Genomic DNA, 25,483 nt, shown 5'->3' with positions numbered 1-25,483 from the left:
TCAGTTGTTTCTTTTTACCACCATGGCAGCCAGTGCGCGCAATGCCCCCAGACGCTGATCAGTCAATCCGGTGTCCGCCAATGCCTGCATGGCATTTGAAGCCAAGGCATCGGCGTAAGCCTTGGCCTGCTCGAGCCCCATCAAGGCGACATAAGTGGGCTTATCAGCAGCCTCGTCCTTGCCCGCCGTTTTCCCCAAAGTGGCCGAATCGGCCGTCACATCCAGGATGTCGTCCACCACCTGAAAAGCCAGGCCCAGGGATTCTCCGAAGCGGGTCAGCGCGGCCTGCACCAAGGCGGGCACCCCGGGCACGCAAGCAGCCCCCATTTGCACACTGCAAAGCAACAAAGCACCGGTTTTGAGGCGGTGCATCTGGCGGATTTGGTCTTCGCTCAGGCGCTGTCCGACGCTGGCCAGGTCGATGGCCTGTCCACCCGCCATACCTTGGTAGCCTGAAGCTCGGGCCAACAAGGCCACACAGGCCGCTTGCACCTGGGCTGGCACACTGCCGTCTTGCGGCGTCAGCAGCTCAAAGGCCAGGGTTTGCAAGGCATCGCCGGCCAACAAGGCCTGTGCCTCACCAAACTGCACATGCACCGTGGGTTTGCCACGCCGCAGCACATCGTTGTCCATGCAGGGCATGTCATCGTGCACCAGCGAATAAGCATGAATCAGCTCAACGGCACAAGCCGCCCGCAAGGCTGCATCCCCGGAAAAGTCATCGCCCAAAGCCCCGGCCGTGGCCAGCACAAGCAAGGGCCGCAAGCGTTTGCCCCCATCAAGCACGGCGTAACGCATGGCCTGCCCCAAATCAGCGGGCGAATCGGCCCGAATGCCATCGGACAAAGCCGACTCCAAACGGTCAAGGTGCGGCTGCATCCAGGCTTTCAGGTCAAAAATAGTCATGCACTACCCCAGGATTTCAACTGCCCACTGTCCAGCACCTGGATTTGATTTTCCACAGCCTTGAGTTTGTCACGGCAAAAAGCCAGCAAAACGGCCCCGCGCTGGTAACCGCTTAGCAATTGGTCCAAGGGCATCTGACCCGACTCCAGTGCGCCGACCAAAGACTCAAGCTCTGACAAAGCCGCCTCGTACGAGGCAGGCAAAGCCACAGCAGAGGCGCTAGCGAGGTCGGTTTTGGCAGCCTTGGACATGGGGGTTCCGAAAAAAACTTGATTTTAGGCCTTAAGCCATGACCAGGCTGACAACCCGCTGCATCAGAACCCAAGGACCGCCATTTCCTGAAATTTCCACGGCTTGTGGCACAGCACACAGCTGACACAAGCCCGCGGGGTAGAATTGAGGCTCATCGGCAGGAAGTTTCTGTCATTTTTTTGCGCAGTATTCCTTGAATTCTTCGCTTTGTTCCTGCCCCTTCATAGGGGGAGTCTCTAGGTCAGGTCATCCATGTCTGATTTAAGTCTTCAACTGCAGCAGGCCGCAAGCCAACTACCAGTTTCCACTTATTTCGATGAAGCGCTTTTTCAGCGCGAATTGAACGCGCTTTTCCGGCAGGGCCCCCGCTATGTGGGCCACCAGTTGGCGGCTCCCAACCCTGGCGATTATTTTGCCCTGCCCCACGAGGCCGAAGGTCGCGCCCTGGTGCGCAATGCCCAAGGCGGGGTCGAGCTTGTCTCCAACGTCTGCCGTCACCGACAGGCCGTCATGCTCAACGGCCGGGGCAACCTGCACACCCAACAAAAAGGCAGCGCAGGCGGCAACATCGTCTGCCCGCTGCACCGCTGGACCTATTCACCCAGCGGACAGCTTTTGGGGGCGCCGCATTTTGAACAAGACCCCTGCCTGAACCTGAACAACTACAAGTTGCAGGAATGGAACGGTTTGCTTTTCGAAGACAACGGTCGCGACATTGCCGCCGACTTGGCGGGCATGGGGCCGCGTGCGCAGCTTGATTTTTCAGGTTATGCCCTGGATCGGGTTGAGCTGCATGAGTGCAACTACAACTGGAAGACCTTCATTGAGGTGTATCTGGAGGATTACCACGTGGGTCCCTTTCACCCGGGGCTGGGCCAGTTTGTGACCTGTGACGACCTGAGTTGGGAGTTCAAGGAACATTACTCGGTGCAAACCGTGGGGGTTTCCGGGGGCTTTGGCAAGCCTGGATCAGACACTTATAAAAAGTGGCACGAGGTGCTGCTCAAGTACCGCAACGGCCAGTTGCCCGAACGCGGTGCCATTTGGCTGACCTATTACCCGCACATCATGGTCGAGTGGTATCCCCATGTGCTGACGGTGTCCACCTTGCACCCGATCAGCCCCACCAAGACCTTGAACATGGTCGAGTTTTACTACCCTGAAGAGATCGTGGCCTTTGAACGCGAATTTGTGGAAGCCCAGCAGGCCGCCTATATGGAAACCTGCATAGAGGACGACGAAATTGCCGAGCGAATGGATGCGGGCCGCAAAGCCCTGTTGACACGTGGTGACAACGAGATCGGCCCCTACCAAAGCCCCATGGAAGACGGCATGCAACACTTCCATGAGTGGTACCGCCGTCAAATGGCGGGCCTCTGAAAGTCACCGGCCGATGCAAGCTTCATGGATGATTCTCGCGTCCTTGTTCTTTTCGATGATGGGCGTGTGCATCAAATTTGCATCGGCCCACTTTCACACCTTTGAGCTGGTTTTTTTCAGGGGACTGATCGGGATCATTTTCATAATCACCGTCTGCCGCATGCAAGGCGTTTCATTGCGTACCCCCATTCCCATGATGCATGTCTGGCGCTCGGTGGTGGGGGTTACCTCACTGGCCGCATGGTTCTACGCCATTGCCCATCTGCCCTTGGCCACCGCCATGACGCTCAACTACATGAGTGGCATCTGGGTGGCGGTTTTTCTGGTGGGGGGCACCTTGGTCATGGGCAAACTGCAAGACGCCACCCGTCAAGGCCCCATCGTGCTGACTGTGATCGCGGGTTTTGGCGGCGTCATCTTGCTGCTGCGACCCACCATTGAACAAGACCAATTGTTTGCCGGCATCGTCGGTTTGCTCTCCGGCTTGATCGCCGCCCTGGCCTATATGCAGGTGGCCGCTTTGGGGCGGCTCAACGAACCGGAAGCCCGCACTGTGTTTTATTTTTCAGTGGGCACCACAGTGGTGGGGGCTGTTCTGATGATGGTCGCCGGTGTCAGCCCCTGGATGTGGCCCAGCGCCCTTTGGTTGCTGCCCATTGGCTTGCTGGCAGCGCTGGGACAGTTGTGCATGACCAAAGCCTACAGCCGGGGTTCAACCCTGGTCGTAGCCAATCTGCAGTATTCGGGCATCGTCTTTGGCGCATTGTTTGGTCTGATGTTGTTTGGCGACCAAATTCCGCTCATGGGTTGGCTGGGCATTGCCCTCATCATGGCCAGCGGCATCGCCTCCACCGTTTTACGCAACCGCGCTTTGCCCAGAGCACCCGCAGAAGAACACTGAACCAGGAGACTTGACCATGTATGGCTTGCTGATCACCGCCCCCGAATTACAACAACTGCAGCAACAGGGCGCCTCCTGCGCGGTGCTCGACTGCAGTTTTGACCTGATGAAGCCCGATTTGGCCGATGGCCTTTTTGAAAACCAGCACATTGCAGGCGCATGGCATGCCCACATGGACAGGCACCTGAGCACACACAACACGGCGCTGGCTGTGAACGGTGGGCGACACCCCCTGCCACAGCGCGAGATCGTGGCGCAATGGCTGGGCAGTCTGGGCATCCACAATGGCATGCAAATCGTGGTGTACGACCGCAACAAGGGGCACTATTGCGGTCGCTTGTGGTGGATGCTGAAATGGCTGGGGCACGATGCGGTGGCCGTGCTCGATGGCGGTCTGCAGGCTTGGAAAGACGCGGGTGGCCCAGTGGCCGTTGGTCCGGCGGCCCCCGGCGTGCCGGCCCGCTTCGAACTGAAACCGCCGCTGCGCAGTTTGGTAATGACCGAAACTGTTTCTGCCTCATTGGGCAAGTCTGCACAAACCGTGATTGATGCCCGTGCTGGCGCACGTTACCGCGGTGAGGTGGAACCGCTGGACCCGGTCGCAGGACACATTCCGGGCGCAATCAATCGCCCATTCACCGAAAATTTTACGGAGGATGGCCGTTTCAAACCTGCCGATGTACTCCAAGCCGAGTGGAGCCAGGTGTTGGCAGGCCGACCTGCCAGCAGCGTTGTGCACCACTGCGGCAGTGGTGTAACCGCTGTGCCCAATTTGATCGCAATGGAGTTGGCTGGTTTTGGCGCCACCGCGCTTTATGCGGGCAGCTGGAGCGAATGGTGCCGCACCCCTGGCCTGGCCTGCGCTCAAGGCTGACTGGGCTACGGACATACCAGAGCAGAGGTCTGCGCGCGCTGTTTTTTCAGTGGCTGTGTCCGGCCACCAGGCTGACCAGCACCACCATGCCGATGCCCACAGCCAGCCAGATGATTTGCGTTGCGGTCTCACGCGCAGACAGGCGTGTTTGCAACTGGGGAATCAGGTCAGCCAGCGCCACATACACAAAGCTGCTGCTGGCCACCACCAGAAAATAAGGCAGCCAGTCGTGCAAAGCATCGACCAAGACGTAACCTACAGCCCCCCCAAAAGCCGTGATCGCCCCGGCCATGGAGACTTTGACAATGGCCGCCTGGCGGCTGCTGCTGCCCTGGCGCAAAACGGCCAGGTCACCCATATGGTGTGGCACTTCATGCGCCATCACAGCCAAGGCCGCAATCACGCCCAGGCGAATGTCTGCGATGAAGGCCGAAGCGATCAGAATGCCATCGCCAAAACAGTGCACGCTGTCACCAGCCAAAACCGCCCACTGGCCTCGAGGTAACTCGACGGGCATTGCCGCCGCCTTTGAATGGCCGCTCGCGTCTGCATGGGTGTGCGCTACCGACTTGTCTGGATGATGGGCATGGCCGTGGCCGTGGCCGTGGCCGTGCCCATGGTCATGGTCATGGTCATGGTCATGGTCAACTTGCCCGTGGCCATCGCCATGGTGGTGCTCATGTCCGTGGTGCCACAGTTCGGCCTTGTCGAGCAAAAAGAAGAACAAAAGGCCCAGCAACAAGGTGAGAAAGAGCGCATGGGCGCCCGCTTCACTTTCGAAAGCTTCCGGCAACAAATGCAAAAAGGATGTGGCCAGCAAAGCTCCGGCAGCCAGACTCAACATGTGCTGCGTGTAGCGACTCAGCACGCCGAAACTCAGCCAGGCCGCCACCCAGACGCTGCCAATGCCTGCCACCAAAGTGCCCACCAAAATCGCCAATAAAGTCATCATGTTTCCCGGAGTGCACAACACCCCAAAACAAACCGCCCAAAAGGGCGGCCGTTGCGTTCATAAAATCAGGCCACGCCATGGCGTTTGAGCCAAGCCAGCAAGCGCTGCCAACCATCTTCTGCCGCCGCCTTGCGAAAGCTGGGGCGGTAATCGGCATGAAAAGCGTGCGGGGCCTCAGGATAAACCACAAACTCGCTGGCTTTGGCTGCTGCGGGGCCTTGAGCCAAATCAGTTTTCATCTTATCAACCGTATCGAGGGGGATGCCTGTATCTGCAGCGCCATACAAACCCAGCACGGGGGCCTGGAGTTTGCCCACCAAGGCTGTTGGATGGCTTGGGGTCAGTGCCGTGGCGTTGCCCACCAGACGGCCGTACCAAGCCACACCCGCCTTGAGTTTGGGCTGGTGCACGGCATACAACCAGGTGATTCGGCCACCCCAGCAAAATCCCGTGATGGCAAGTTTGTTGGCATTGCCCCCGTTGGCCGCCGCCCACACCACGCAGGCATCCAGATCGGCCATCACCTGTGCATCAGGCACCTTGGAAATAACTTCAGCCTGCAGTTTGGCAATCTCGCCATAGGCCGTGGCATCACCTTGGCGGACAAACAATTCGGGCGCTATGGCCATATACCCGGCTTGGGCCAGACGGCGCGTGACATCGGCGATGTACTCGTGCACCCCGAAAATTTCAGAAATCACCAGCACCACCGGCAAACCGGTTTTGCCCTCGGGCGCACTGCGAAAGGCCGGCATCTTGAAGCCATTCACATCAATGGTCACTTCTCCCGTGACCAGCCCAGCGGAAGGGGTTTTGACTGCGGTTTGCGCCATGAGCGGCACCGCTGCTGCGGCGTAACCCACGCCCAAAGCGGCTTTCAGGGCCACCCGGCGCGTCGTGCCATTGGCGCCGATTCGCCCACCCAACAGGGCTTGCGTGTCATCAATCAAGTCTTTGTTCACTGCAGGTCTCCAGAATCACAAATGGAAGGGGTATCCATCTTTGCACATGCGCGTTTGGATTGCAAAAGTGACGGGATTTACACTCCGACCATGCCTGACGCCGTATTGCCTGTTTTGTATTCATTTCGCCGCTGCCCCTATGCCATTCGGGCAAGGCTGGCTTTGCAAGCCAGCAGTGTGGCCCATGAACTGCGCGAAGTGGTCTTGAAAAACAAGCCCGCCCACATGCTGGCCTTGTCGCCCAAAGGCACCGTGCCCGTGTTGTGGGTGCCCAGCAACTTACCAGCGCAAGGAGGACAGGTGATCGACCAAAGTCTGGACATCATGCTTTGGGCTTTGCGACAGCGCGACCCGAATCAGTGGCTTCCAGGCAGTTTGGCAGACTTGCAAAGGTCTCTTGAAAAAATTGCGGTCAATGACGGCCTGTTTAAAACCCATCTGGACCGCTACAAATACCCCAACCGCTTTGGCCTGGTCAACGGCCTGAAAGATCGCGACTTAGCATCTGTCTTACTGCTGGTACTGGATGCCGAGCTTCAACAACAAAAATTTTTGTCAGGCCCCCACTGGGGGCTCACCGATGCAGCACTGGCCCCTTTTGTCAGGCAGTTTGCACATGTAGACCGCCCCTGGTTCAACACACAAAATTGGCCAGCCCTGAAGCATTGGATGGGGAATTTCGAAACATCACCTGATTTTGCAAAAGTCATGGAGAAAAGCCAAAATGAGGAAAAAACCGGACTCTCATATTCGCCAAACTGAATCAATCACCATGAAAAAAAATTTCATCATTTGCGTGCTTTTCAGCATAGCAACCTCGGTCATGTCTGCCGATACCCCCCCTGCAGAACCCTCTTCAGGCAGTTGGCAAAATCAGGTGAGAAAACTGATCGAAGCCAAAAACTACGAACAAGCCATCACCACGCTGAAGCAGAGCGATACCGCCCCAACTGCCGACTGGCACAACCTGATGGGTTACAGCTTGCGTCAAAAAGCCACGCCCAATTTGGCCGAGGCTGAGCAAAATTACCAGGCAGCACTGAAAAAAGACCCCAAGCACCGAGGAGCGCTGGAGTACTACGGTGAGCTGTTACTTTTGAAAAACGACCTTGCTGGCGCTGAAGCATTGCTCAGCCGCCTGGACAAGGCCTGCACCTTTGGCTGCGAAGAATACCGAGACCTCAAAAAAAGCATTGCTCAATTCAAATCACGCAAATGACCCCCTGATCAGTGCGCCTGCTCCCAATTGGGTCCAAAACCCACCTCGGCCAGCAAGGGCACCTTGAGCTCAGCCACGCTGGCCATGATGCGCGGAATTTCTGCCCGCACCCATTCAACCTCTGACTCGGGCACCTCGAACACCAGCTCGTCGTGCACCTGCATGATCACCTTGGTGGCCTTGGCTTGTTCATCCAGCGCCTGTTGCACCGCCACCATGCTCAGCTTGATCAGGTCTGCAGCAGTACCCTGCATGGGCGCATTGATGGCCGCCCGCTCTGCCCCGGCTCGGCGCGGGCCATTGGGGCTGTTGATCTCGGGCAGCATCAAGCGACGGCCAAACACCGTCTCGACATAGCCCAAAGCTTTGGCCTGCGCGCGGGTGGCATCCATGTAGTGCTTGACGCCCGCAAAACGCTCGAAGTATCGGGTGATGTAATTTTTGGCGGCCGTGTTGTCGATGCCCAGCGCCTTGGCCAGACCAAAAGCACTCATGCCGTAAATCAGGCCGAAGTTGATGGTCTTGGCGTAGCGGCGCTGCTCGCTGCTGACGGTGTCAGGCGTCAGGCCAAACACCTCGGCGGCTGTTGCTTTGTGAACATCCAGCCCCTCTTGAAAGGCCTTGAGCAAGGCGGCGTCATCGCTCAGGTGGGCCATGATGCGCAGCTCGATCTGGCTGTAATCTGCGCTGGCGATCAGGCAACCGGGCGGGGCCACAAAGGCCTCGCGCACCTTGCGGCCCTCGGCGGTGCGCACCGGGATGTTCTGCAAATTTGGCTCGTTGCTCGACAAGCGCCCCGTCACCGCCACCGCCTGGGCGTAATGCGTGTGCACCCGGCCCGTGCGCGGATGCGCCATCTGCGCCAGCTTGTCGGTGTAGGTGCCCTTGAGTTTGCTCAAGCTGCGATGCTCCAGAATGCGGGCGGGCAACGGGTAATCTTCAGCCAGCTTTTCCAGTACTTCTTCGTCGGTGCTGCGAGCACCGGTGGCGGTTTTCTTGACCACGGGCAGGCCCAGCTTGTCAAAGAAGATTTCGCCCAGTTGCTTGGGGCTGGCCAGGTTGAAGGGCTGGCCTGCAATCTCATAGGCTTCGAGCTCAAGCTGAACAATGCGCTCGCCCAGTGCCTGGCTTTGCGCAGCCAGCGTGGGGGCGTCGATCAACACGCCGTTGCGCTCAATGCGGAACAGCGCTTCGCTGGTGGCAATTTCCAGCTCGTAAATGCGTTTGAGCCCGGCTGCGGCTTCGATCTGCGGCCACAGCACCCCGTGCACGTCCAGGCACTGCTCGGCGTCTTCGCACGAATAATGCGCCGCCTTGTCGACATCAACCTGCGCAAACGGAATCTGGTGCGCGCCCTTCCCACACAGGTCTTCGTAGTTGATGCCTTGGCGGCCCAGGTGGCGTTCGGCCAAGTTCGCCAGGCCGTGCGGTTTGTGCACTTCGAGCACATAGCTTTCCAGCATGGTGTCGTGGGCGTAGCCCCGCACCTCAATGCCATGGTTCGCCAGCACATGCCGGTCGTACTTGATGTGCTGGCCCAGCTTCAGGTGCGCTGGGTTTTCAAGCCAGGGCTTGAGCCTTGCCAGCACATCGGCCAGCGGCAGTTGTTCGGGGGCGCCCGGGCCATTGTGGGTCAGCGGAATATAGGCCGCTTCGCCTGCTTTCACACTCAAAGAAATGCCCACAATCTCAGCGCGCATCGCATCGAGCGAGGTGGTTTCAGTGTCAATGGCCGTCAGTGGCGCTTGCGTGATGCGTGTCAACCACTCGTCAAACATGGCCCAGTCGAGCACCGTGACGTAGTTCAAGTCGCGGACCACGGCGCTGGCCGCATGGCCCGGTGTCGCAAGTTCGGATGCAGACTCAGCCACATCAGGGTCGGCAAACAAATCCCCCATGCCTGTGTCTTTGGCCGGCGTAGTCAGCTTGGGTTTGAGGGTTGATTTGACGGCTGGCGAGGGCACCGATCCCCCCAGCGCCTGAACCAGACCGCGAAAGCCATAGGTTTGGTAAAAGTCGCGCAATTTGGCGTTGTCCGGCTGCCCCATGTGCAGAAAATCCAACTTGGGCATGTCGGGCACCCAGCCGTTCAAGTCGCAATCGGTCTTGATGGTCAGCAGTTTGCGGCCTGTGGGGAGCCAGTCGATGGACTGGCGCAGGTTTTCACCCGCCACGCCCTTGATTTCATCTGCATGGGCGACCAAGTTGTCAAGCGAGCCATATTCCTGCAGCCACTTGGCAGCGGTCTTGGGGCCCACCTTGGCCACGCCCGGCACGTTGTCCACCACATCACCCACCAAGGCCTGAAAGTCCACCATCAGGCGCGCGGGCACACCGAACTCGGCTTCCACACCAGCCAAGTCGCGGCGCTTGCCGTTCATGGTGTCGATGATGGTGATGTGCTGGTCCACCAGTTGCGCCAGATCCTTGTCGCCGCTCGACACAATCACCTCAATGCCCTGCGCTGAAGCGGCATAAGCCAGCGTGCCGATCACGTCGTCGGCCTCGACACCGGGCACATCCAGCACCTTCCAGCCGAGCAGGCGAACCAACTCATGGATGGGCTCGATTTGCGCCCGCAAATCGTCGGGCATGGGGCTTCGGTGCTGCTTGTATTCCGGGTAAATTTCATCTCGAAAGGTCGGGCCCTTGGCGTCGAACACGCAAGCGGCGTAGACGGCAGGCACATCCTTGCGCAGGCGCTCCATCATGTTGATCATGCCGCGAATGGCCCCGGTGGCGGGGCTGCTCGGGTCGCCGGGCACAGCCCGCAAGTCGGGCATGGCATGAAACGCCCGGTACAAGTAGCTGGAGCCGTCGACCAGCAGCAAAACCGGTTTGGAGGGGGTGGAGTCAGGTGTGTTTTCGCTCATCCCCTGATTGTGTACCGGGTTAAAGCATTTTCGTACCCCTCCAGATCGGCGCCCGGGTCTGTGCCGGGGCGATGTGGCAAAGCGAAGCGCCTCTGAGCTTCGGTGCAGGCCGGGTACCGATCTCCCCCGTACCGTGCAGACCCGCAAAGGGCTGGCTGCGCTGGGCCTCAGAGGCGCTTCGCTTTGCCACATCGCCCCAGCGCAGCCAGCCCTTTGCCGGTCATTGTTGACTTTTCACACTCTACAATCCTTGTTTTGCCCACCCACGCCAGCCCCTTCTGGCGCTTTGACCTTCTTCTCATGGCGGTATTCACCGAAGTCACCGAAACCCAGGCCAACGACCTGATGCAGTCCCTGAATCTGGGGACTTTGACCGAATTGCGCGGCATTGAAGGTGGCATTGAAAACACCAACTATTTCGCCACCACCGATCAAGGCGAGTACGTGCTCACCTTGTTCGAGCGCCTCACCCACGAGCAGTTGCCCTTTTATCTTTTTTTGATGAAGCACCTGGCGGGACGCGGCATCCCGGTGCCCGACCCCGCGGCCAACCGCGATGGCGACATCCTGCACACCGTGAGTGGCAAGCCCGCTGCCGTGGTCAACAAGCTCAAAGGCAAAAGCCAGTTGCAACCCCAAGCCGTGCATTGCGCCGCCGTGGGCAACATGCTGGCGCGCATGCACCTGGCCGGAGCGGACTACAACCGCAGCCAGCCCAACTTGCGTGGCCTGACCTGGTGGAACGACACAGTGTCTCTGGTCCTGCCCCACCTGGACGAAGCGCAACAGGCCCTGCTGCGCAGCGAGCTTGCCTTTCAAAACCACATGGCACAAAGTTCTGCGTATGCCGCCCTGCCCCGTGGGCCGGTGCATGCCGACCTGTTTCGCGACAACGTGATGTTTGAAGGCGAGCAGCTGACCGGTTTTTTTGACTTTTACTTTGCGGGCGTCGACACCTGGTTGTTTGACCTGGCGGTCTGCATGAACGACTGGTGCATCGATTTACCCTCAGGTTTACACGCTGCAGATCGGGCTCGCGCCATGCTTCGCGCCTATTGCAAGGTGAGGCCATTGAGTTCACCAGAGCGTGAATTGCTGCCTGGCCTTTTGCGCGCAGGGGCTTTGCGTTTCTGGATTTCAAGACTGTGGGACTACCATCTCCCCCGAGAAGCATCCATGCTCAAGCCCCACGACCCCACGCACTTTGAGCGCGTCTTGCGCGGCCGCGTTGACCACCCTTTACTGGCCAGTGCCATTGACTGACACCATGAATCTGCAAATCGTTCCCGCACGCACCGGCCTGCATTGGGCCATTCAAGGCGTCCGCACTTTCTGGCGGCAACCGCTGGCCATGTCAGGCTTGTTCTTTTTGTTCATGGCCACCGTGTCCCTGGTGTCCATGGTGCCCTTCATTGGTGGCGCCTTGGCCTTGGTGATATTGCCCGCGCTGACACTGGGCATGATGGCGGCAACCCAAAGCGCAATTCAGGGCAAATTCCCCATGCCTGCCGTTTTGTTTACTGCGCTGAAAACGGGCCCTCAGAGAAAATCCATGCTGCATTTGGGCGGTTGGTATGCCATGCTGTTTTTAGGTGTCATGTTGGTGTCCATGCTCGCCGATGGCGGCACCTTTGCCAACGTGTATTTCGGTGGCAGCCCCATCACCCCCGAGGTGGTCAACACCGAATCGTTTCAAGTGGCTTTGTGGGTTTCGATGGTGCTGTACATCCCGGTCTCCATGATGTTCTGGCACGCTCCAGCCTTGGTGTTCTGGCATGGCCTGCCCGCCGGCAAGAGCCTATTTTTCAGCCTCATGGCTTGCTGGCGCAACCTGAAAGCTTTTTCGGTCTACACCCTGGTCTGGATCGGTATTTTCACCGGCTCGGGCATCCTGGCCTTGCTGATTGCCGGCTTGCTCGGCGACCCGCAGTTGATGATGGCCGTTCTCATGCCCATGGCCATGATGGTGGCGGCGATGTTTTTCACATCGATGCTGTTCACCGTGCAGGACTGCTTCAGCGCCAGCCCAAAAGAGCCCGTCTGAGCAGACCGGCTCAACGGTCCTGCCCCCTGAAAATCAGGGGCGTTCGGCTTCAGTGGTGATGCCCGTGATCACCGTGGGCATGGCGGTGCGTCACCTCATCGGCCGAAGCCGCGCGCACGTCGAGCACTTTCAGAGTCATGCTCAGGTTGAGTCCGGCCCAAGGGTGGTTGGCGTCCAGAATGACTTTGTCACCCTTGATTTTCACCACATTGAAAACCTGGTCGCGCCCATCGGGTGTGCGCCCGCGCAACTGCCCACCCACTTTGACGCCTGGCGGGAACTCTGTTTTGGGAATGGTCTGAACCAGGCTCTCGTCGCGTTCGCCAAAGGCATCGGCAGCGGCCAGCTTCAAGGTGATGGAAAAGCCAACATCCTGGCCCTCCAACGCTTCTTCAATTTTGGGCAAGGTGTTGTCGTAACCCCCGTGCAAATACGAGGTGGGCTCTTGGGCCTTGTCGAGCACTTGGCCTTGGGCGTTCACCACTTTGTAGTGCATGGTGACAACGGTGTCTTGGGTGATTTTCATGCTGAGGTTCCAGGTTCTCAATAAAGGGGAAATTGTCGTTCAGTCGTGCACCCTGGTGGCAGGTGCGCGTTTTCACAAAATGAATGGGGACATGAGGCTCAGACCACCGTGAGTTTGGCCACACTCAGCGCCAGCCATTTCACACCGTGGCGCGAAAAGTTGACTTGGGCACGGGCTTCAGGGCCCACGCCCTCGACCGCCAGCACCTTGCCCTCGCCAAATTTGGTGTGGAACACATTTTTCCCGGCGCTGATGCCGTGCTCGGGCTCGGCTTTTTGCACCGGCACGGGTGGGCTTTTGTAGGTTTCAGTGCTCAGGCTGCTTTGGCCCCAGGCGGGTCGGGCGTGACGGCTTTGCGCCGGGGTTTGGCCCCATGCGCCAGCGGATCCACCACCTGAAGCGCTACCAATACCCCCTGCGCCGCCCGCGCCCAGGTTGGAAAATCCGGATTGCTTGGGCGTGATCCATTTCAGGCAATCTTCGGGCAGCTCCTCCAGAAAGCGGCTTTTCAGGTTGTAGCGGGTCTGCCCGTGCAGCATGCGGGTTTGCGAATGGCTCAGGTACAAGCGCTTGCGGGCGCGGGTGATGGCCACGTACATCAGTCGGCGCTCTTCTTCCAGCCCGTCAAAGTCGTTCATCGCGTTTTCGTGCGGAAACAGGCCTTCTTCCAGCCCGGAAATGAAAACCGCATCGAACTCCAGGCCCTTGCTGGCGTGCACCGTCATGAGTTGCACCGCGTCTTCACCGGCTTGCGCCTGGTTGTCGCCCGCCTCCAACGAGGCGTGCGTCAGAAACGCCGCCAGCGGGCTCATGATCACACCGTCTTCGTTGAACTCGTCGACACCCGCCTGGGCATCGTCCGACAGGCCCTGGCTGGCAGGGCTTTGCGTCAAAGCCTGTACTGAACCGGAGGGCAAGGCCACGGCACTGCGGCCAAAGCCTTCTTGCGTGACAAAGCTTTCGGCGGCGTTGACCAGTTCTTCCAGGTTTTCCACCCGGTCGGCGCCTTCTTTTTCGGCCCGGTAGTGGTTCAGCAAGCCGGTTTTGTCGAGCACCAGATCGATGATCTCGCGCAAGGTCAGCCCCTCGGACTGCTCACGCAGCACGTCCACCATGGCCACAAAAGCGGCCAGGTTGGCACCGGCCTTGCCCGTGGTCGCACTCACCGCATCGTGCAACGAACAGCCTGCTGCACGCGACGCATCCTGCAACTGTTCGATGCTGCGGGCGCCGATGCCGCGTGGCGGAAAATTGACCACCCGCAAAAAGCTGGTGTCGTCGTTGGGGTTCTCCATCAGCCGCAGGTAGGCCAGCGCGTGCTTGATCTCAGCCCGTTCAAAAAATCGCAGGCCACCGTAAACCCGGTACGGGAAACCCGCATTGAACAGCGCGGTTTCCAGCACACGGCTTTGGGCGTTGCTGCGGTAAAGCAAGGCCATCTCCTTGCGCTCGAAACCGTCTTGCGTGACCAGTTGGCGTAATTCTTCTACCAGCCACTGCGCCTCGGCAAAGTCCGAAGGCGACTCCACCACCCGCACAAGCTCACCCGCACCCTGGTCCGTGCGCAAGGTTTTGCCCAACCGGGTCTTGTTGTGGCTGATCAGGTGGTTGGCCGAATCCAGGATGTTGCTGTGGCTGCGGTAGTTTTGCTCCAGCTTGATCTGGTGGCGCACCTGGAACTCGCGCACAAAGTCGGCCATATTGCCCACACGGGCGCCCCTGAAGGCATAAATGCTCTGGTCATCGTCACCCACGGCCAGCACAGCCCCCTCGCCCCCCTCGCCCGGCAAGCCGACCAGTTGCTTGATCCAGGCGTATTGCAGCTTGTTTGTGTCCTGAAACTCATCCACCAGGATGTGGCGAAACCTGCGGCGGTAATGCTCACGCACATGGTTGTTGTCGCGCAGCAGCTCATAAGAGCGCAGCATCAGCTCCCCAAAGTCGACCACGCCCTCACGCAGGCATTGCGCTTCGTAGAGTTCGTACAGTTCCACCTTGCGGCGGGTTTCATCGTCACGCACCGGCACATCGCCCGGGCGTTGACCGTCTTCCTTGCACCCGGCAATGAAGTACTGAACCTGCTTGGGCGGAAAGCGGTCTTCGTCCACATTGAACTGCTTGCAAAGCCGCTTGATGGCCGACAGCTGGTCTTGCGTGTCCAGAATCTGAAAAGTCTGTGGCAAGCCCGCCAATTGGCAATGCGCCCGCAAAAAACGGTTGCACAAGCCGTGGAAGGTACCAATCCACATGGCGTTCACATTGACTGGCAACATGGCCTGCAAACGCAATTTCATCTCTTTGGCGGCCTTGTTGGTGAAGGTCACTGCCAAAATGCCGCCCGGCGAAACCTGCCCGGTCTGCAGCAACCAGGCGATGCGGGTGGTCAATACCCGTGTTTTGCCGGAGCCTGCGCCGGCCAGGATCAAGGCGTGCTCAGGGGGCAAGACCACCGCCCGGTGCTGCTCGTCGTTGAGCTGGGCGAGCAAGGGAGACGCCGAAGCGTTGGAGGATGGTTCAGACAACATGCCTCGATTGTAGGAAGTTCGAATCGCTTTCTTCGCCTGGCCCAGTCTGCGTCTTTTGCATGCCCCGCGAGGCCGATTTTTCGTCCACTTCGAGACACAGGTTGCGGCCATGGCGTGCCACCATGCAGCAACGTCAACGCCCCCCCGCATGAGCTATCAAATCCCCATGACCCCACCCCTCGGCACCGAGCCGGAACGGCACGATGTTTGGATAAGCGCCTGCTGCTTGGGCTGGCCCTGCAACCCACCGAGAGCCGCTGAATGAAGCTTTTTTATGGTTGGCGCATGGTGGGCGCGGCCTGTGGCATTCAGTTTTTGCTGGCCGCCTTTCTCACGCAGGCCCTGGGCCTTTACATCGCCGTCTTGTCTGACGAAATGGGCTGGAGCAAAACCACTCTGTCGGGCGCAGCGGCCCTGCAATCGGTCGAAGCGGCCATCATCGGCCCGGTACTGGGCTGGGTGATGGACCGGATGGGCCCCCAAAAAATGATCCGCTGGGGCATGGTGCTTTTTGCTGCAGGTTTGCTGCTGCTCAGCCAGGTCGACAGCGTGGGCAGCTTTTATGCCAGCGCCATCTTGATGGCCATCGGCGCCAGCCTGGGTGGCTACTTTCCGCTTTCAGTGGCCCTGGTGCAGTGGTTCGAAAAATTCCGCGCCCGTGCCCTTTCCATCATGAGCCTAGGCCTAGCCATGGGTGGGCTGGTGGTGCCGCTCATGGCTTGGTCCATGCAGCAGTGGGGCTGGCGTGCCACGGCCGCCGGCTCGGGTGTGCTGGTCTTGCTGATCGGCTTGCCCATGGCCGGCATCATCCGCCGACGCCCCGAAGACCATGGGGAAAACATCGATGGCATCGACCCGGCGCTTGCTGCCGCTGCTGACCTGGCCGAGGGCCGCACGGCGGGCCCAGCACAAATCGAATTCACCGTGGCGCAGGCCTTGCGTACCCGTGCGTTTTGGATGCTGGCAATCGGCCACGGCTTGGCCTTGCTGGTGGTATCGGCTGTGAACGTACACGCCATCACCCACATGAAAGAAGGGCTGGGTTACAGCTTCACCACCGCCAGTTGGGTGATCCTGATCATGACCTTTGGCCAGTTGGCCGGGGTGCTGCTGGGCGCCGGCATGGGCGACTGGTTTGACAAAAGAAAAGTCGCTGCCCTGTGCATGCTGGCCCACGGCATCGGCATGTTGTGCCTGACCTACGCCACCCACATGGCCGCACTGGTGGCGTTTGGGGTCTTCCATGGCATCGCCTGGGGCTTGCGTGGCCCCTTCATGCAGGCCATCCGGGCCGATTATTTCGGGCGCAACGCGATCGGTCTCATCCTGGGCCTGTCGGCGGCCATCATCGCATTGGGGCAAATTGCCGGCCCCATGATCGCCGGTGTGTTGGCCGACCTCACGGGCGATTACCGCCTGGGCTTTAGCCTGCTGGCCTTGCTGGCAGCCCTGGGTTCACTGTCCTTCATGCTGGCCATCAAACCGGCACTGCCCCACTCGGCTGTCGAACCCCCTTGAGGTCGGACCTCAGCTGCCCAACCAAGTCATCTTTCAACACGGGTAGAATCAACCACCGGGCCCAAGATTCTTGCGCCCGGTTTTTTTTGCCCTGAACCTGCAACGGGTTCGTTTCAGGGGCTGGAAAACCGGCCAAGCCAAGCGCTCACTCGTTCTTTCAACGAATCCTTTTTTGGAGCTTGGTTTTTTCATGGAAATTTTTGACTACGACAACATCCTGCTTTTGCCACGCAAGTGCCGCGTGGAAAGCCGTTCCGAGTGCGACGCCAGCGTAGAACTGGGCGGCCGGAAATTCCGCCTGCCGGTGGTGCCTGCCAACATGAAAACGGTGGTCGACGAGTCGATCTGCACCTGGATGGGCAAAAACAATTACTTTTACGTGATGCACCGGTTTGACCTGGACAACGTGAAGTTTGTGCGCGAAATGCACGCCCAAGGCGTCTATGCCTCCATCTCGCTGGGCGTCAAAGCCCCTGACCGGGCCACCGTCGACGAACTGGCCGCATCCGGCCTGGTGCCCGAATACATCACCATCGACATCGCCCACGGCCATGCCGACAGCGTGCGCGACATGATCGGATACATCAAGGCCAAACTGCCCACCAGCTTTGTGATCGCAGGCAACGTGGCCACGCCCGAGGCCGTGATCGATCTGGAGAACTGGGGCGCTGACGCCACCAAAGTAGGCGTAGGCCCGGGCAAGGTCTGCATCACCAAGCTCAAAACCGGTTTCGGCACAGGCGGCTGGCAACTGTCGGCACTCAAGTGGTGTGCACGCGTGGCCACCAAACCCATCATTGCCGATGGGGGCATTCGCAGCCATGGCGATATCGCCAAGAGCATCCGCTTTGGTGCCAGCATGGTCATGATCGGCTCGCTGTTTGCAGGCCACGAAGAGTCGCCTGGCAAAACTGTGGAGGTCGATGGCGAATTGTTCAAGGAATATTACGGCTCAGCCAGCGACTTCAACAAGGGTGAATACAAGCACGTTGAAGGCAAGCGCATTCTCGAGCCGATCAAGGGCCAGCTGGCCAATACGCTCATTGAGATGGAGCAGGACGTGCAAAGCTCCATCAGCTATTCCGGTGGAACCAAACTGATGGACATCCGCAAAGTGAACTATGTGACTTTGGGTGGCGACAACGCGGGTGAACACCTGCTGATGTGAGCCACCCCATGACCTTGCCGCGTGTGGCTTGGAGGGTGTGGCTTGGAGGATGTCACGGGCTTTGAAACCATGGACTCAACGGCCCATCGGTTTCAATCAACCACAGGACTCAGCGGCGAGCTGCTGATGCGGTCAGGTTTCCAGCAACGGGGCTTAGCGCAAGGCCCCCAGCACCAGCATCAGACCGCTGACCACCAGCAAGGTGCAAATGATCTGGCGCAGTTTGGCCACAGGCACACGGTGCGCCAAGCGATGGCCCAGCCACACGCCGGTCAACGCCAGTCCAATCAACGCCGCCCAACGCTGCAACAGCATCTCGCTTGCCAAACGCCCCTCCCAAGCCATGCCGGCCAACACGGTGGTTGCGGCGGTCGCAATGATCATCGGCGTACTGGCCCGCATTTGCTGCACGTCGGCCACACGCTGACTAAGCCAGGCCACAACCAGAGGGCCAGCCGTGCCAAAAAGAAGTTCAACCAAGCCAATGGCTCCGCCCACAGGCCACGCCCAAAATACAGGCTTGGGCTGTGCCAACTCAGCCTTGGGGCGCAGGGCGTGGATGCCCACGCCCGCCACATAAATACCCAGCAATAACAGGGGCCACTGGGTGTTCATGTGTTGCATGAGCCACAACCCGACCAACGTACCCAGCACCATGCCCGGAAGCAGACTGCGCAACTCACGCCATTGCACCTGTCGCCAGTTCAGGCCACTGTGCAGCATCGATGCGGGCACATCCATCAACAAGGTCAGTGCAACCACTTCAGGCAATGGCCAATGCCAAGCCAGCAAGGGCACCACCACCAAGGCCGAGCCAAAGCCCGTCAGCCCCAGCACCGTGTAGCCCAATAAAACCACCCCCAGGGGTATCCACCACTCTTGCATGTCCATTCCTTGCTGCCTTCAGTCGCCCAGCCGACTGCTTACAAATGCCCTGAACACAGCCATGATCGGCAACTCGGTGCGGCCAGCCAGGGTGACCAAGGCCAGCCGCGCCTCGCCGCTGAACAACGGGTCCAGGGCCAGCTCAACCAGCGAGCCATCGGCCAAGCCACGACGCGCCGCCCCCAGGATACCGAGGTAGATCGCATCGGTTTGCTGCACCACATCGATCAGGCTGGCGATTTCTTCACACTGCAAGGTGGTCATCTGTGCAGGGTTGGCGCGAGGGCCGTAATGGTCCACAAGAATGCGGGCCACCTCTTGCGACAGCGGGGTCGACGCCACCGGATAGGCCAACACGGCATCGAATGGCACCTTGCCGGGGTGCAGGCTGAGAATCGGGTGGTCTTTACGACACACAAACCCGGCGCGCATCTCGACGATGTGCGCCATGTTCAGGTCAGTCGCTGCCGCCACCCGCCGCACATCGACCACCAAAGCATCCAGTTGCCGCTCTCGCAGCTGCATCAGTTGCAACTCGGTCGACCCGCGCGACACGGTCACCTGCACCAAGGGGTGGTGCTCGGCCATGTACTGAAGCCAGGGCGTCATCAGCATGGCCCCTGGGCCTGACCCCAGCCCCACACGCAACTTGCCCATGCCGCCTTGTTGCAGCAAGGCCGCGCCCTGTTTGAGTTCTTGCGCCTCGTGCACGATGCGCCGTGCACGCTCCAGCACGGACAAACCCAAAGGCGTCATTTCGTTCTTTTTGCCCACACGGTCCACCAAGGGGCCGCCCAGCTCTTCCTCCAGCACATGAATGCTGCGGCTGAGCGCGGACTGGGTGATGTGCAGCTTTTCGGCAGCACGGCTGAACGAGCCGGTTTCTGCCAAAGCCAACCAATGGGCCAGGTGTTTGAGGTTCATGTATTCATTTTACGAATGAAAATCATAAAAATAAGTCATTGGAAACATGAATTTTGAATTCTTACGATCTGGCCATGGTTTTCGGACCATTCAAAACCCAACATCCAACAGGAGACAACATGAACTTCAAAACCCTTTTCAGTGGCCTGCTCGCCGCAGCCTGCGCTTTGTGCCCCACCTGGGCGCAGACCTACCCCGCCAAAACCATCAGCCTGATCGTGCCCTACCCAGCCGGCGGTCCCTCTGACTTTTTTGCACGCAAACTTCAACCCGACGCAGCGGCCAAATTGGGCCAGACCATGATCATCGAAAACATCGGCGGTGCCGGTGGCGCCATCGGCCTGAGCAAGCTGGTCAACGCACCGGCTGAGGGCTACACCCTGAGCTTGGGCAGCCCCATGGAGCTGGTGCTGGCACCAATGGCCATCCAGGGCGTCAAGTACAAATCAGAAGACTTCAAGCTGGTCGCGCAATTTGCCACCACCAACACCATCTTGGCTGTGCGCAACTCGCTCAACGTCAAGACCGTGGACGAACTTCTGGCGCTGGCACGCAAAAGCACAGACAAGCCACTGAGCTATGGCAGCGTGGGTCCCGGTTCGCTGTACCACCTGATTGGTGAAAAATTTTCTCAAATCACCAAGGTCCAAATGCTGCACGTCCCCTACAAAGGCATTGCGCCCCTGCTGTCCGACCTGATGGGGGGCCAGATCGACATGGCTTTTCTGCCCATGGCCGGCTCTATCCCCGCCACCATCATGGACGGCAAAATCCAGGGCCTGGCCGTGACCTCCAAAACACCGCATGCTTTGTTCAAGCAGTTCCCCGCCATGGCGGCCATGAAGGGCATGGAAGCCATGGACTTTGACATCTGGGCCGGTGTGCAAGTGCACAAAAACACGCCAGACGCAGTGGTCAGCACGCTGAACAAGGCTTTTTATGCGGCGGCAGAAGTGCCCGAAACCCGCAAGGCACTGGAAGGCAGTGGCAACGTGGTCTTGCCTTCACGCACCCCGGCTGAACTGGCCCTTGTGTACCAAAGCGAAATAGAACGCTACCGCGCCATCGCCAAATCGATTAACCTGCAACCTCAATAAACCATTCTCATCAAAGAGGTCAGTCCATGAACGCTCCCAGCGAGGCTTTTTTGCACGACAAACTGCAAGCCCTGCATGCACAAGCCGATGAATTCATCGCCGTGCGCCGCGACATCCACAAGCACCCGGAGATGGGCTACAAGGAATACCGCACCAGCGACTTGGTGGCCGAGCAACTGAGCACCTAGGGCTACCAAGTCACACGCGGTCTGGGCGGCACTGGCTTGGTGGGTCAGATCAAAAAAGGCACGGGCAGCAAAAGCATCGGCATCCGTGCCGACATGGACGCCTTGCCCATCGACGAAGCCACCGGCTTGCCTTATGCCAGCTGCAACGTGGGCATCATGCATGCCTGCGGCCATGACGGCCACACCGCCATGCTGCTGGCAGCGGCCAAGCACATTGCACAACAAGGCAAGTTCTCAGGCACCGTGAACCTGATTTTCCAACCCGCCGAAGAAGGCTTGGGCGGCGCCAAGAAAATGATGGAAGACGGCCTGTTCAAGCAGTTTCCGTGCAACGCCATCTTTGCCATGCACAACATGCCCAGCCACCCGCAAGGCCACCTGGTGTTGCGCGATGGCTCGGCCATGGCGTCGTCTGACAACGTGACCATCACCTTGCACGGCAAGGGGGGACATGGCGCCATGCCGCATCTGGCCGCAGACCCTGTGGTGGCCGGGTCGGCCATTGTCATGGGCTTGCAAAGCATCGTGGCCCGCAACATCGATCCACAGCAAATGGCCATCATCACGGTGGGCGCCTTCAATGCAGGCGTGGCCAACAACGTGATCCCGCAGACCGCCAAGCTGCGCTTGAGCGTCCGCTCGCTCGACCGGGATGTGCGCATTCTTCTTGAAAAACGCATCACCGAACTGGTGCATGCACAAGCCCAAAGCTACGGCATCACCGCCGAGATCGACTACCAGCGCGGCTACCCCGTGCTGGTGAACCATCTGGCCGAAACCGACTTTGCACGCGATGTGGCAGAAGAGCTGGTGGGCGCTGACAAAGTGGTGCGCCAAGGCCGCGCGCTGAACGGCAGCGAAGACTTTGCCCTCATGCTCGAAGAAGTGCCCGGCAGTTATTTACTCATCGGCAATGGCGATGGCACAGGTGATGGCCACGGCGCCTGCATGGTGCACAACCCAGGCTACGACTTCAACGACAAGAACGTGGCCATTGGCTCGGCGTTTTGGTCACTTTTGGTCGAGCGCTTTTTACCCGCCTGACCACTCAATAGTGTTCAGGGCATGCCGAGCCGCTTGATGAGATCAAGCGGCCTGGTTGCCTCACCTCACACTGAACGCTGAATCAGCGCTGAATCAACGCTAAGGCCAGCGCATTCAAACGCGTGCCGGGACGGGTCAGGTCGGTGACCACGCTGAAGTGGTTCAGGCCTGGCAACTCTTCGCACACGGGCACGGTCTTGGGGCCCCAGGCTTGATGGATCAAGCGGTTGTGGCGCAAAAACTCAGGGCTCTCATCGCCACCCACCACGGTAAAAAGCACCCCTTTGCCCGGTCGCTGCCATTTGGCAGGGCTGGCCATGCGCACATGGGCCGGGGTGAGCTTCAGATCGCCTTGTACAAAAAGTGTCTTGCGCACAGGCTCCAGATCAAACAGACCCGAAATCGACATGGCTTTGCGCACCAAACCCGCAGGCAAGTCACGCCCGAGCTTCTTCCAGTCGCAGGCCAGCAGCATGGCCGCCAGATGGCCGCCTGCCGAGTGGCCGATCACGCTGATGTTGCGGCGATCCCCGCCATGCGCGGCAATGTGCCGCCAGACCCAGGCTGTGGCTTTGGCCATTTGCAAGGCGATGTCGGGCACGGTCACAGGCTGCTCGCTTGTGCCTGGGCACAGCGCGTAATTGACCACCACCACGCAAGCGCCAATGTCCCGCAGTGCAGGGGCCACAAAGGAATGGTCTGATTTGTCAAGACTGCGCCAGTAGCCCCCATGAATGAAAATCACCACGGGTGCGTCGGCGCGAGCAGCAGGAAAGATGTCCAGGGTCTCGTTGGGACCATCGCCATAGCGCACATCGACTTGCGGCTTCAGCGCATCCCGGGCTTGGGAGGATGCATTTTTCCAATGGGCGAAATGGTCCGCAAAATCAGGCACCAGCGCCCGGTTGTTGTACATGCGGTCGTGCCAGGCGGCGTCTTTGGTGGGCATGGGGTTCTCCAAGGGATGAGGTGAGCATCTTGGCACAAGCCCGTACCCTTAGCAGCCAAACCCGCGACACGCTGGTGCCGTCTGGCAACACTTGAAAATCAGATTTTCATTTCCAGCCGCAGCTGAACGTTGCGCCAGTTGCGGTCTGTGGTTCGGGCCGTTTCGCGCAGGGTCCCATTGTCGAATGTGGTCGCGGTCAGGTAATCGCGCGGCAGCAGGTTGCTGACGGTCAGGCGCAAAGCCGTGGCAGAAGAAAATCGCCACAGGCCATACACATCGACCACACGCTTGATGCCTTGATAAGACAGTTGCTCCTGGCTGCGCCGGGTGTCGTAGTCAGGGTTCCAGTTGGCATTGCCACCCAACGTCAAAGGCAAGCCGCGCAGACGGTAATCCGCACCCAGGTTGGCGGTCATGGCGGGTTGCTGGTCCAGGCGGTTATTGGGGCCAGGCACCTCTTTGACCTTGGAACGGAAGAAGCTGGTGTTGGCACGGATGTCGACAGGCCAGGCCTCAGCCCAGGCTTGATTCAATCGGAATTTGGCTTCCAGCTCAATGCCTTGGGTGAAGGCATCGCCGACGTTGGCGGGCGAAGAAATGTACCGCTGTGTCGCACTGTTGTAAGCGGTGGTGTAACGGATCAAATCGGTGATATTTCTGTGAAACACGTTGGCGCTGAGAACGCCACCCTGATCCAGATAACGCTCAAAAGCCACATCTACACCGGTTGCCAACTCCGGCTTCAAGTCTGGATTGCCCGTACGGTCAGGCTGAGTCCAGCTGTTTTCACCCAAGGAAGGCACATAACGCGCCACCAGGTTGTACAGAGTGGGTGTCTTGTAGCTGCGGGTCAAACTCATGCGTATCTGGTCGCGTTTTTTCGCATCTGGTTTCCAAACTGCATGGATCAAAGGCGTCCAGACCGCATTTTCATTGCGCTTGAGAACATCATTGAGAGTGCCTTCGGTCAGGATATTTTCGTAGCGCAGTCCGCCATAAGCAGACCAATTGGCGTTGATCTTGAATTCGTCTTGCGTGTAGGCTGCCCAGCGCCGTGTTTTGGCATTCAGGTCTCCACCGTCTTCCAAGCTCGCAGCATTGCCCTTTTCATCTCGGCGCACCTGCTCCAACTCCAAGCCACTGACAATTTGATGCCCGTTGTCCAGCACACGAGTCCATTTCCCGTTCAGGCTGGCGCTTCTGTCGACAAAATTCTGAGTCTCAAAATCATTGCGTAAAAGGGGCTGCCCACTGCCACTCAGCGCGCCAGCAGCGCCCGTTTGGTCCAGGCGGTAGTCATACCTGGACTCACCAAGACCAAATCGCACTTCCAACCGGTCATCTGCTGACAAGCGCTCAGCCCACTGACCATTGAGTCTGCCCATCGTGAAACGACTGTGGGTGACCGATTGGATGCTGTCACTCACAAAAGGGCTCTCAAGGGTTGTGACCTGGGTATTCGTCTGGCTGCGCCAGTCGGAGCCGATCACAAAGGGCATCAAGGTAAGGCTTCTGCCTTGCTCGCCTTTCCATTGCAAGCGGGCATTGGCATGAATCGCCTGCCGGTGCCCCTCGCTGCTGTTTTGCCGCACACGGTCTGTGTTTTCAGAGGATTCTGTGACGGTGGTGGATTCATCAGCCCGCCGGTTGTCCATCGCCGACAAGGTGAAGGTTCCGTTCAGGGGCTCGGTTTTGAGGTTGTGCACCCAGTTGAGTTGGTTGGAGCCTTGCCCGTGCTCCTGACTGCGTGTGAGTTTCAAATCGTCCGGGTTGGCTTTTTGCCCTTCGCGCAGCACGATGTTGATCGTGCCGGCAATCGCACGGGCGCCAGTTTCAGCAGTCGGCGCACGCAAGATTTCAATTCTTTCCACCTGCTCAGGGGTCAGCGAATCGACCGAAAAACCCGGTGGCATGCGTTCGCCATCCAGCAATATTTGGGTGTACCCACCGCCCAAGCCCCGCATGCGGATCGCGCCACCACGGCCAGGTGCACCTTGCACCGTGACGCCTGGCAAGCGTTTGAGCACCTCGCCCAGGGTCGCATCGCCTTGCTTTTCAATCTCTTCGCGGCCGATCACGATCTTGGATGCCGTGGATTCCCGCCGCACTTCGGTGTCGTTGTTTCGGTTGCTGCGGATTTCAACCTGCCCGAGGTCTGTTGCGACCGGTGTCGTCGATGGGGTTTGCGCGAAAGTAAAGGCGGGCGCGGTCAGAAAAACAACTGTCACGGCCACACAAACCGGTGACAAAGACGCAAAGGTCCCGGTCAAACGGTCTGGGGTCAAGAAGAATGGGG

The 25,483-nt window shown here is 59.2% G+C and carries 21 protein-coding genes and 1 pseudogene; 11 read left to right on the top strand and 11 right to left on the bottom strand.

Features of this window, described 5'->3' with window-relative positions:
- Both B9Z45_RS01540 and xseB read right to left on the bottom strand, forming a co-directional pair.
- A complete protein-coding gene (locus B9Z45_RS01540) occupies nucleotides 1–906 on the bottom strand; it encodes a polyprenyl synthetase family protein (protein ID WP_108405470.1) in 906 nt (301 codons plus the stop codon).
- Complete coding sequence (gene xseB, locus B9Z45_RS01535) at nucleotides 903–1,157, bottom strand: exodeoxyribonuclease VII small subunit (RefSeq protein ID WP_108405469.1); 255 nt, start codon at nucleotides 1,155–1,157, stop codon at nucleotides 903–905. The genes B9Z45_RS01540 and xseB overlap by 4 nt, the downstream gene beginning before the upstream one ends.
- A gap of 253 nt (nucleotides 1,158–1,410) precedes the next feature.
- On the opposite strand from xseB, the gene B9Z45_RS01530 reads away from it, so the two are divergent.
- From B9Z45_RS01530 to B9Z45_RS01520, 3 genes are read left to right on the top strand one after another with little or no spacing between them, the layout of a single operon-like run.
- Nucleotides 1,411–2,538, top strand: a complete 1,128-nt coding sequence (locus B9Z45_RS01530; RefSeq protein WP_108405468.1) for an aromatic ring-hydroxylating dioxygenase subunit alpha — start codon at nucleotides 1,411–1,413, stop codon at nucleotides 2,536–2,538.
- Nucleotides 2,539–2,551: 13 nt separating this feature from the next.
- Nucleotides 2,552–3,439: a DMT family transporter gene (locus tag B9Z45_RS01525; protein ID WP_108405467.1), complete on the top strand. Its 888-nt coding sequence runs from the start codon at nucleotides 2,552–2,554 to the stop codon at nucleotides 3,437–3,439.
- Nucleotides 3,440–3,455: 16 nt separating this feature from the next.
- Nucleotides 3,456–4,313, top strand: coding sequence for a sulfurtransferase (locus tag B9Z45_RS01520; protein ID WP_108405466.1), 858 nt, complete (start codon nucleotides 3,456–3,458; stop codon nucleotides 4,311–4,313).
- A gap of 46 nt (nucleotides 4,314–4,359) precedes the next feature.
- On the opposite strand, the gene B9Z45_RS01515 is transcribed toward B9Z45_RS01520, so the two are convergent.
- Nucleotides 4,360–5,262, bottom strand: coding sequence for a ZIP family metal transporter (locus tag B9Z45_RS01515; protein ID WP_108405523.1), 903 nt, complete (start codon nucleotides 5,260–5,262; stop codon nucleotides 4,360–4,362).
- Between the two features lie 68 nt (nucleotides 5,263–5,330).
- Entirely contained in the window at nucleotides 5,331–6,227 is an 897-nt protein-coding gene (locus tag B9Z45_RS01510) for a dienelactone hydrolase family protein (RefSeq protein ID WP_108405465.1), read from the bottom strand.
- 90 nt (nucleotides 6,228–6,317) lie between these two features.
- On the opposite strand from B9Z45_RS01510, the gene B9Z45_RS01505 reads away from it, so the two are divergent.
- Together B9Z45_RS01505 and B9Z45_RS01500 are read left to right on the top strand one after the other, a co-directional pair.
- A complete protein-coding gene (locus tag B9Z45_RS01505) occupies nucleotides 6,318–6,989 on the top strand; it encodes a glutathione S-transferase (RefSeq protein ID WP_108405522.1) in 672 nt (223 codons plus the stop codon).
- A gap of 10 nt (nucleotides 6,990–6,999) precedes the next feature.
- Entirely contained in the window at nucleotides 7,000–7,446 is a 447-nt protein-coding gene (locus B9Z45_RS01500) for a tetratricopeptide repeat protein (protein WP_233252037.1), read from the top strand.
- An 8-nt stretch (nucleotides 7,447–7,454) separates the two neighbouring features.
- Here B9Z45_RS01500 and polA read toward each other — a convergent pair whose 3' ends face one another.
- The gene (gene polA / locus B9Z45_RS01495) at nucleotides 7,455–10,319 is read right to left on the bottom strand and encodes a DNA polymerase I (protein WP_108405464.1); all 2,865 of its coding nucleotides are present in this window, start codon (nucleotides 10,317–10,319) and stop codon (nucleotides 7,455–7,457) included.
- Between the two features lie 300 nt (nucleotides 10,320–10,619).
- Here polA and B9Z45_RS01490 point away from each other — a divergent pair, with 300 nt between their 5' ends.
- Together B9Z45_RS01490 and B9Z45_RS01485 are read left to right on the top strand one after the other, a co-directional pair.
- The gene (locus tag B9Z45_RS01490) at nucleotides 10,620–11,582 is read left to right on the top strand and encodes a homoserine kinase (protein WP_108405463.1); all 963 of its coding nucleotides are present in this window, start codon (nucleotides 10,620–10,622) and stop codon (nucleotides 11,580–11,582) included.
- 4 nt (nucleotides 11,583–11,586) lie between these two features.
- Complete coding sequence (locus tag B9Z45_RS01485) at nucleotides 11,587–12,363, top strand: BPSS1780 family membrane protein (protein WP_108405462.1); 777 nt, start codon at nucleotides 11,587–11,589, stop codon at nucleotides 12,361–12,363.
- Between the two features lie 49 nt (nucleotides 12,364–12,412).
- Here B9Z45_RS01485 and B9Z45_RS01480 read toward each other — a convergent pair whose 3' ends face one another.
- Entirely contained in the window at nucleotides 12,413–12,889 is a 477-nt protein-coding gene (locus B9Z45_RS01480) for a peptidylprolyl isomerase (RefSeq protein WP_108405461.1), read from the bottom strand.
- 98 nt (nucleotides 12,890–12,987) lie between these two features.
- Nucleotides 12,988–15,414 carry a UvrD-helicase domain-containing protein gene (locus tag B9Z45_RS01475; protein ID WP_108405460.1) on the bottom strand — a complete coding sequence of 809 codons (2,427 nt, stop codon included), beginning with the start codon at nucleotides 15,412–15,414 and terminating at the stop codon, nucleotides 12,988–12,990.
- A 261-nt stretch (nucleotides 15,415–15,675) separates the two neighbouring features.
- Between B9Z45_RS01475 and B9Z45_RS01470 the strand changes: the two genes are divergently transcribed.
- Nucleotides 15,676–16,932: an MFS transporter gene (locus B9Z45_RS01470; protein WP_108405459.1), complete on the top strand. Its 1,257-nt coding sequence runs from the start codon at nucleotides 15,676–15,678 to the stop codon at nucleotides 16,930–16,932.
- A gap of 190 nt (nucleotides 16,933–17,122) precedes the next feature.
- Nucleotides 17,123–18,100 carry a GMP reductase gene (locus B9Z45_RS01465; RefSeq protein WP_108405520.1) on the top strand — a complete coding sequence of 326 codons (978 nt, stop codon included), beginning with the start codon at nucleotides 17,123–17,125 and terminating at the stop codon, nucleotides 18,098–18,100.
- A gap of 153 nt (nucleotides 18,101–18,253) precedes the next feature.
- Here the strand turns inward: B9Z45_RS01465 and B9Z45_RS01460 are convergent, their stop codons facing one another.
- Nucleotides 18,254–18,985 carry a sulfite exporter TauE/SafE family protein gene (locus B9Z45_RS01460; RefSeq protein WP_108405519.1) on the bottom strand — a complete coding sequence of 244 codons (732 nt, stop codon included), beginning with the start codon at nucleotides 18,983–18,985 and terminating at the stop codon, nucleotides 18,254–18,256.
- 18 nt (nucleotides 18,986–19,003) lie between these two features.
- A complete protein-coding gene (locus B9Z45_RS01455; protein WP_108405458.1) occupies nucleotides 19,004–19,909 on the bottom strand; it encodes a LysR family transcriptional regulator in 906 nt (301 codons plus the stop codon).
- A 119-nt stretch (nucleotides 19,910–20,028) separates the two neighbouring features.
- Here B9Z45_RS01455 and B9Z45_RS01450 point away from each other — a divergent pair, with 119 nt between their 5' ends.
- Nucleotides 20,029–21,006: a tripartite tricarboxylate transporter substrate binding protein gene (locus B9Z45_RS01450; protein ID WP_108405457.1), complete on the top strand. Its 978-nt coding sequence runs from the start codon at nucleotides 20,029–20,031 to the stop codon at nucleotides 21,004–21,006.
- Nucleotides 21,007–21,032: 26 nt separating this feature from the next.
- A pseudogene (locus tag B9Z45_RS01445) lies at nucleotides 21,033–22,238 on the top strand (M20 aminoacylase family protein).
- An 82-nt stretch (nucleotides 22,239–22,320) separates the two neighbouring features.
- Here the strand turns inward: B9Z45_RS01445 and B9Z45_RS01440 are convergent.
- On the bottom strand, nucleotides 22,321–23,187 hold the full coding sequence (locus B9Z45_RS01440; protein WP_108405456.1) for an alpha/beta hydrolase: 867 nt from the start codon (nucleotides 23,185–23,187) through the stop codon (nucleotides 22,321–22,323).
- A 98-nt stretch (nucleotides 23,188–23,285) separates the two neighbouring features.
- Nucleotides 23,286–25,415, bottom strand: coding sequence for a TonB-dependent siderophore receptor (locus B9Z45_RS01435; protein WP_233252036.1), 2,130 nt, complete (start codon nucleotides 25,413–25,415; stop codon nucleotides 23,286–23,288).
- Between the last annotated feature and the right edge of the window lie 68 nt (nucleotides 25,416–25,483).

This window comes from Limnohabitans sp. 2KL-17 (assembly GCF_003063415.1).
Classification (GTDB): domain Bacteria; phylum Pseudomonadota; class Gammaproteobacteria; order Burkholderiales; family Burkholderiaceae_C; genus Limnohabitans_A.
Note: the sequence above shows the minus strand (reverse complement) of the source record. Positions and strands in the feature narration are given on the sequence as shown.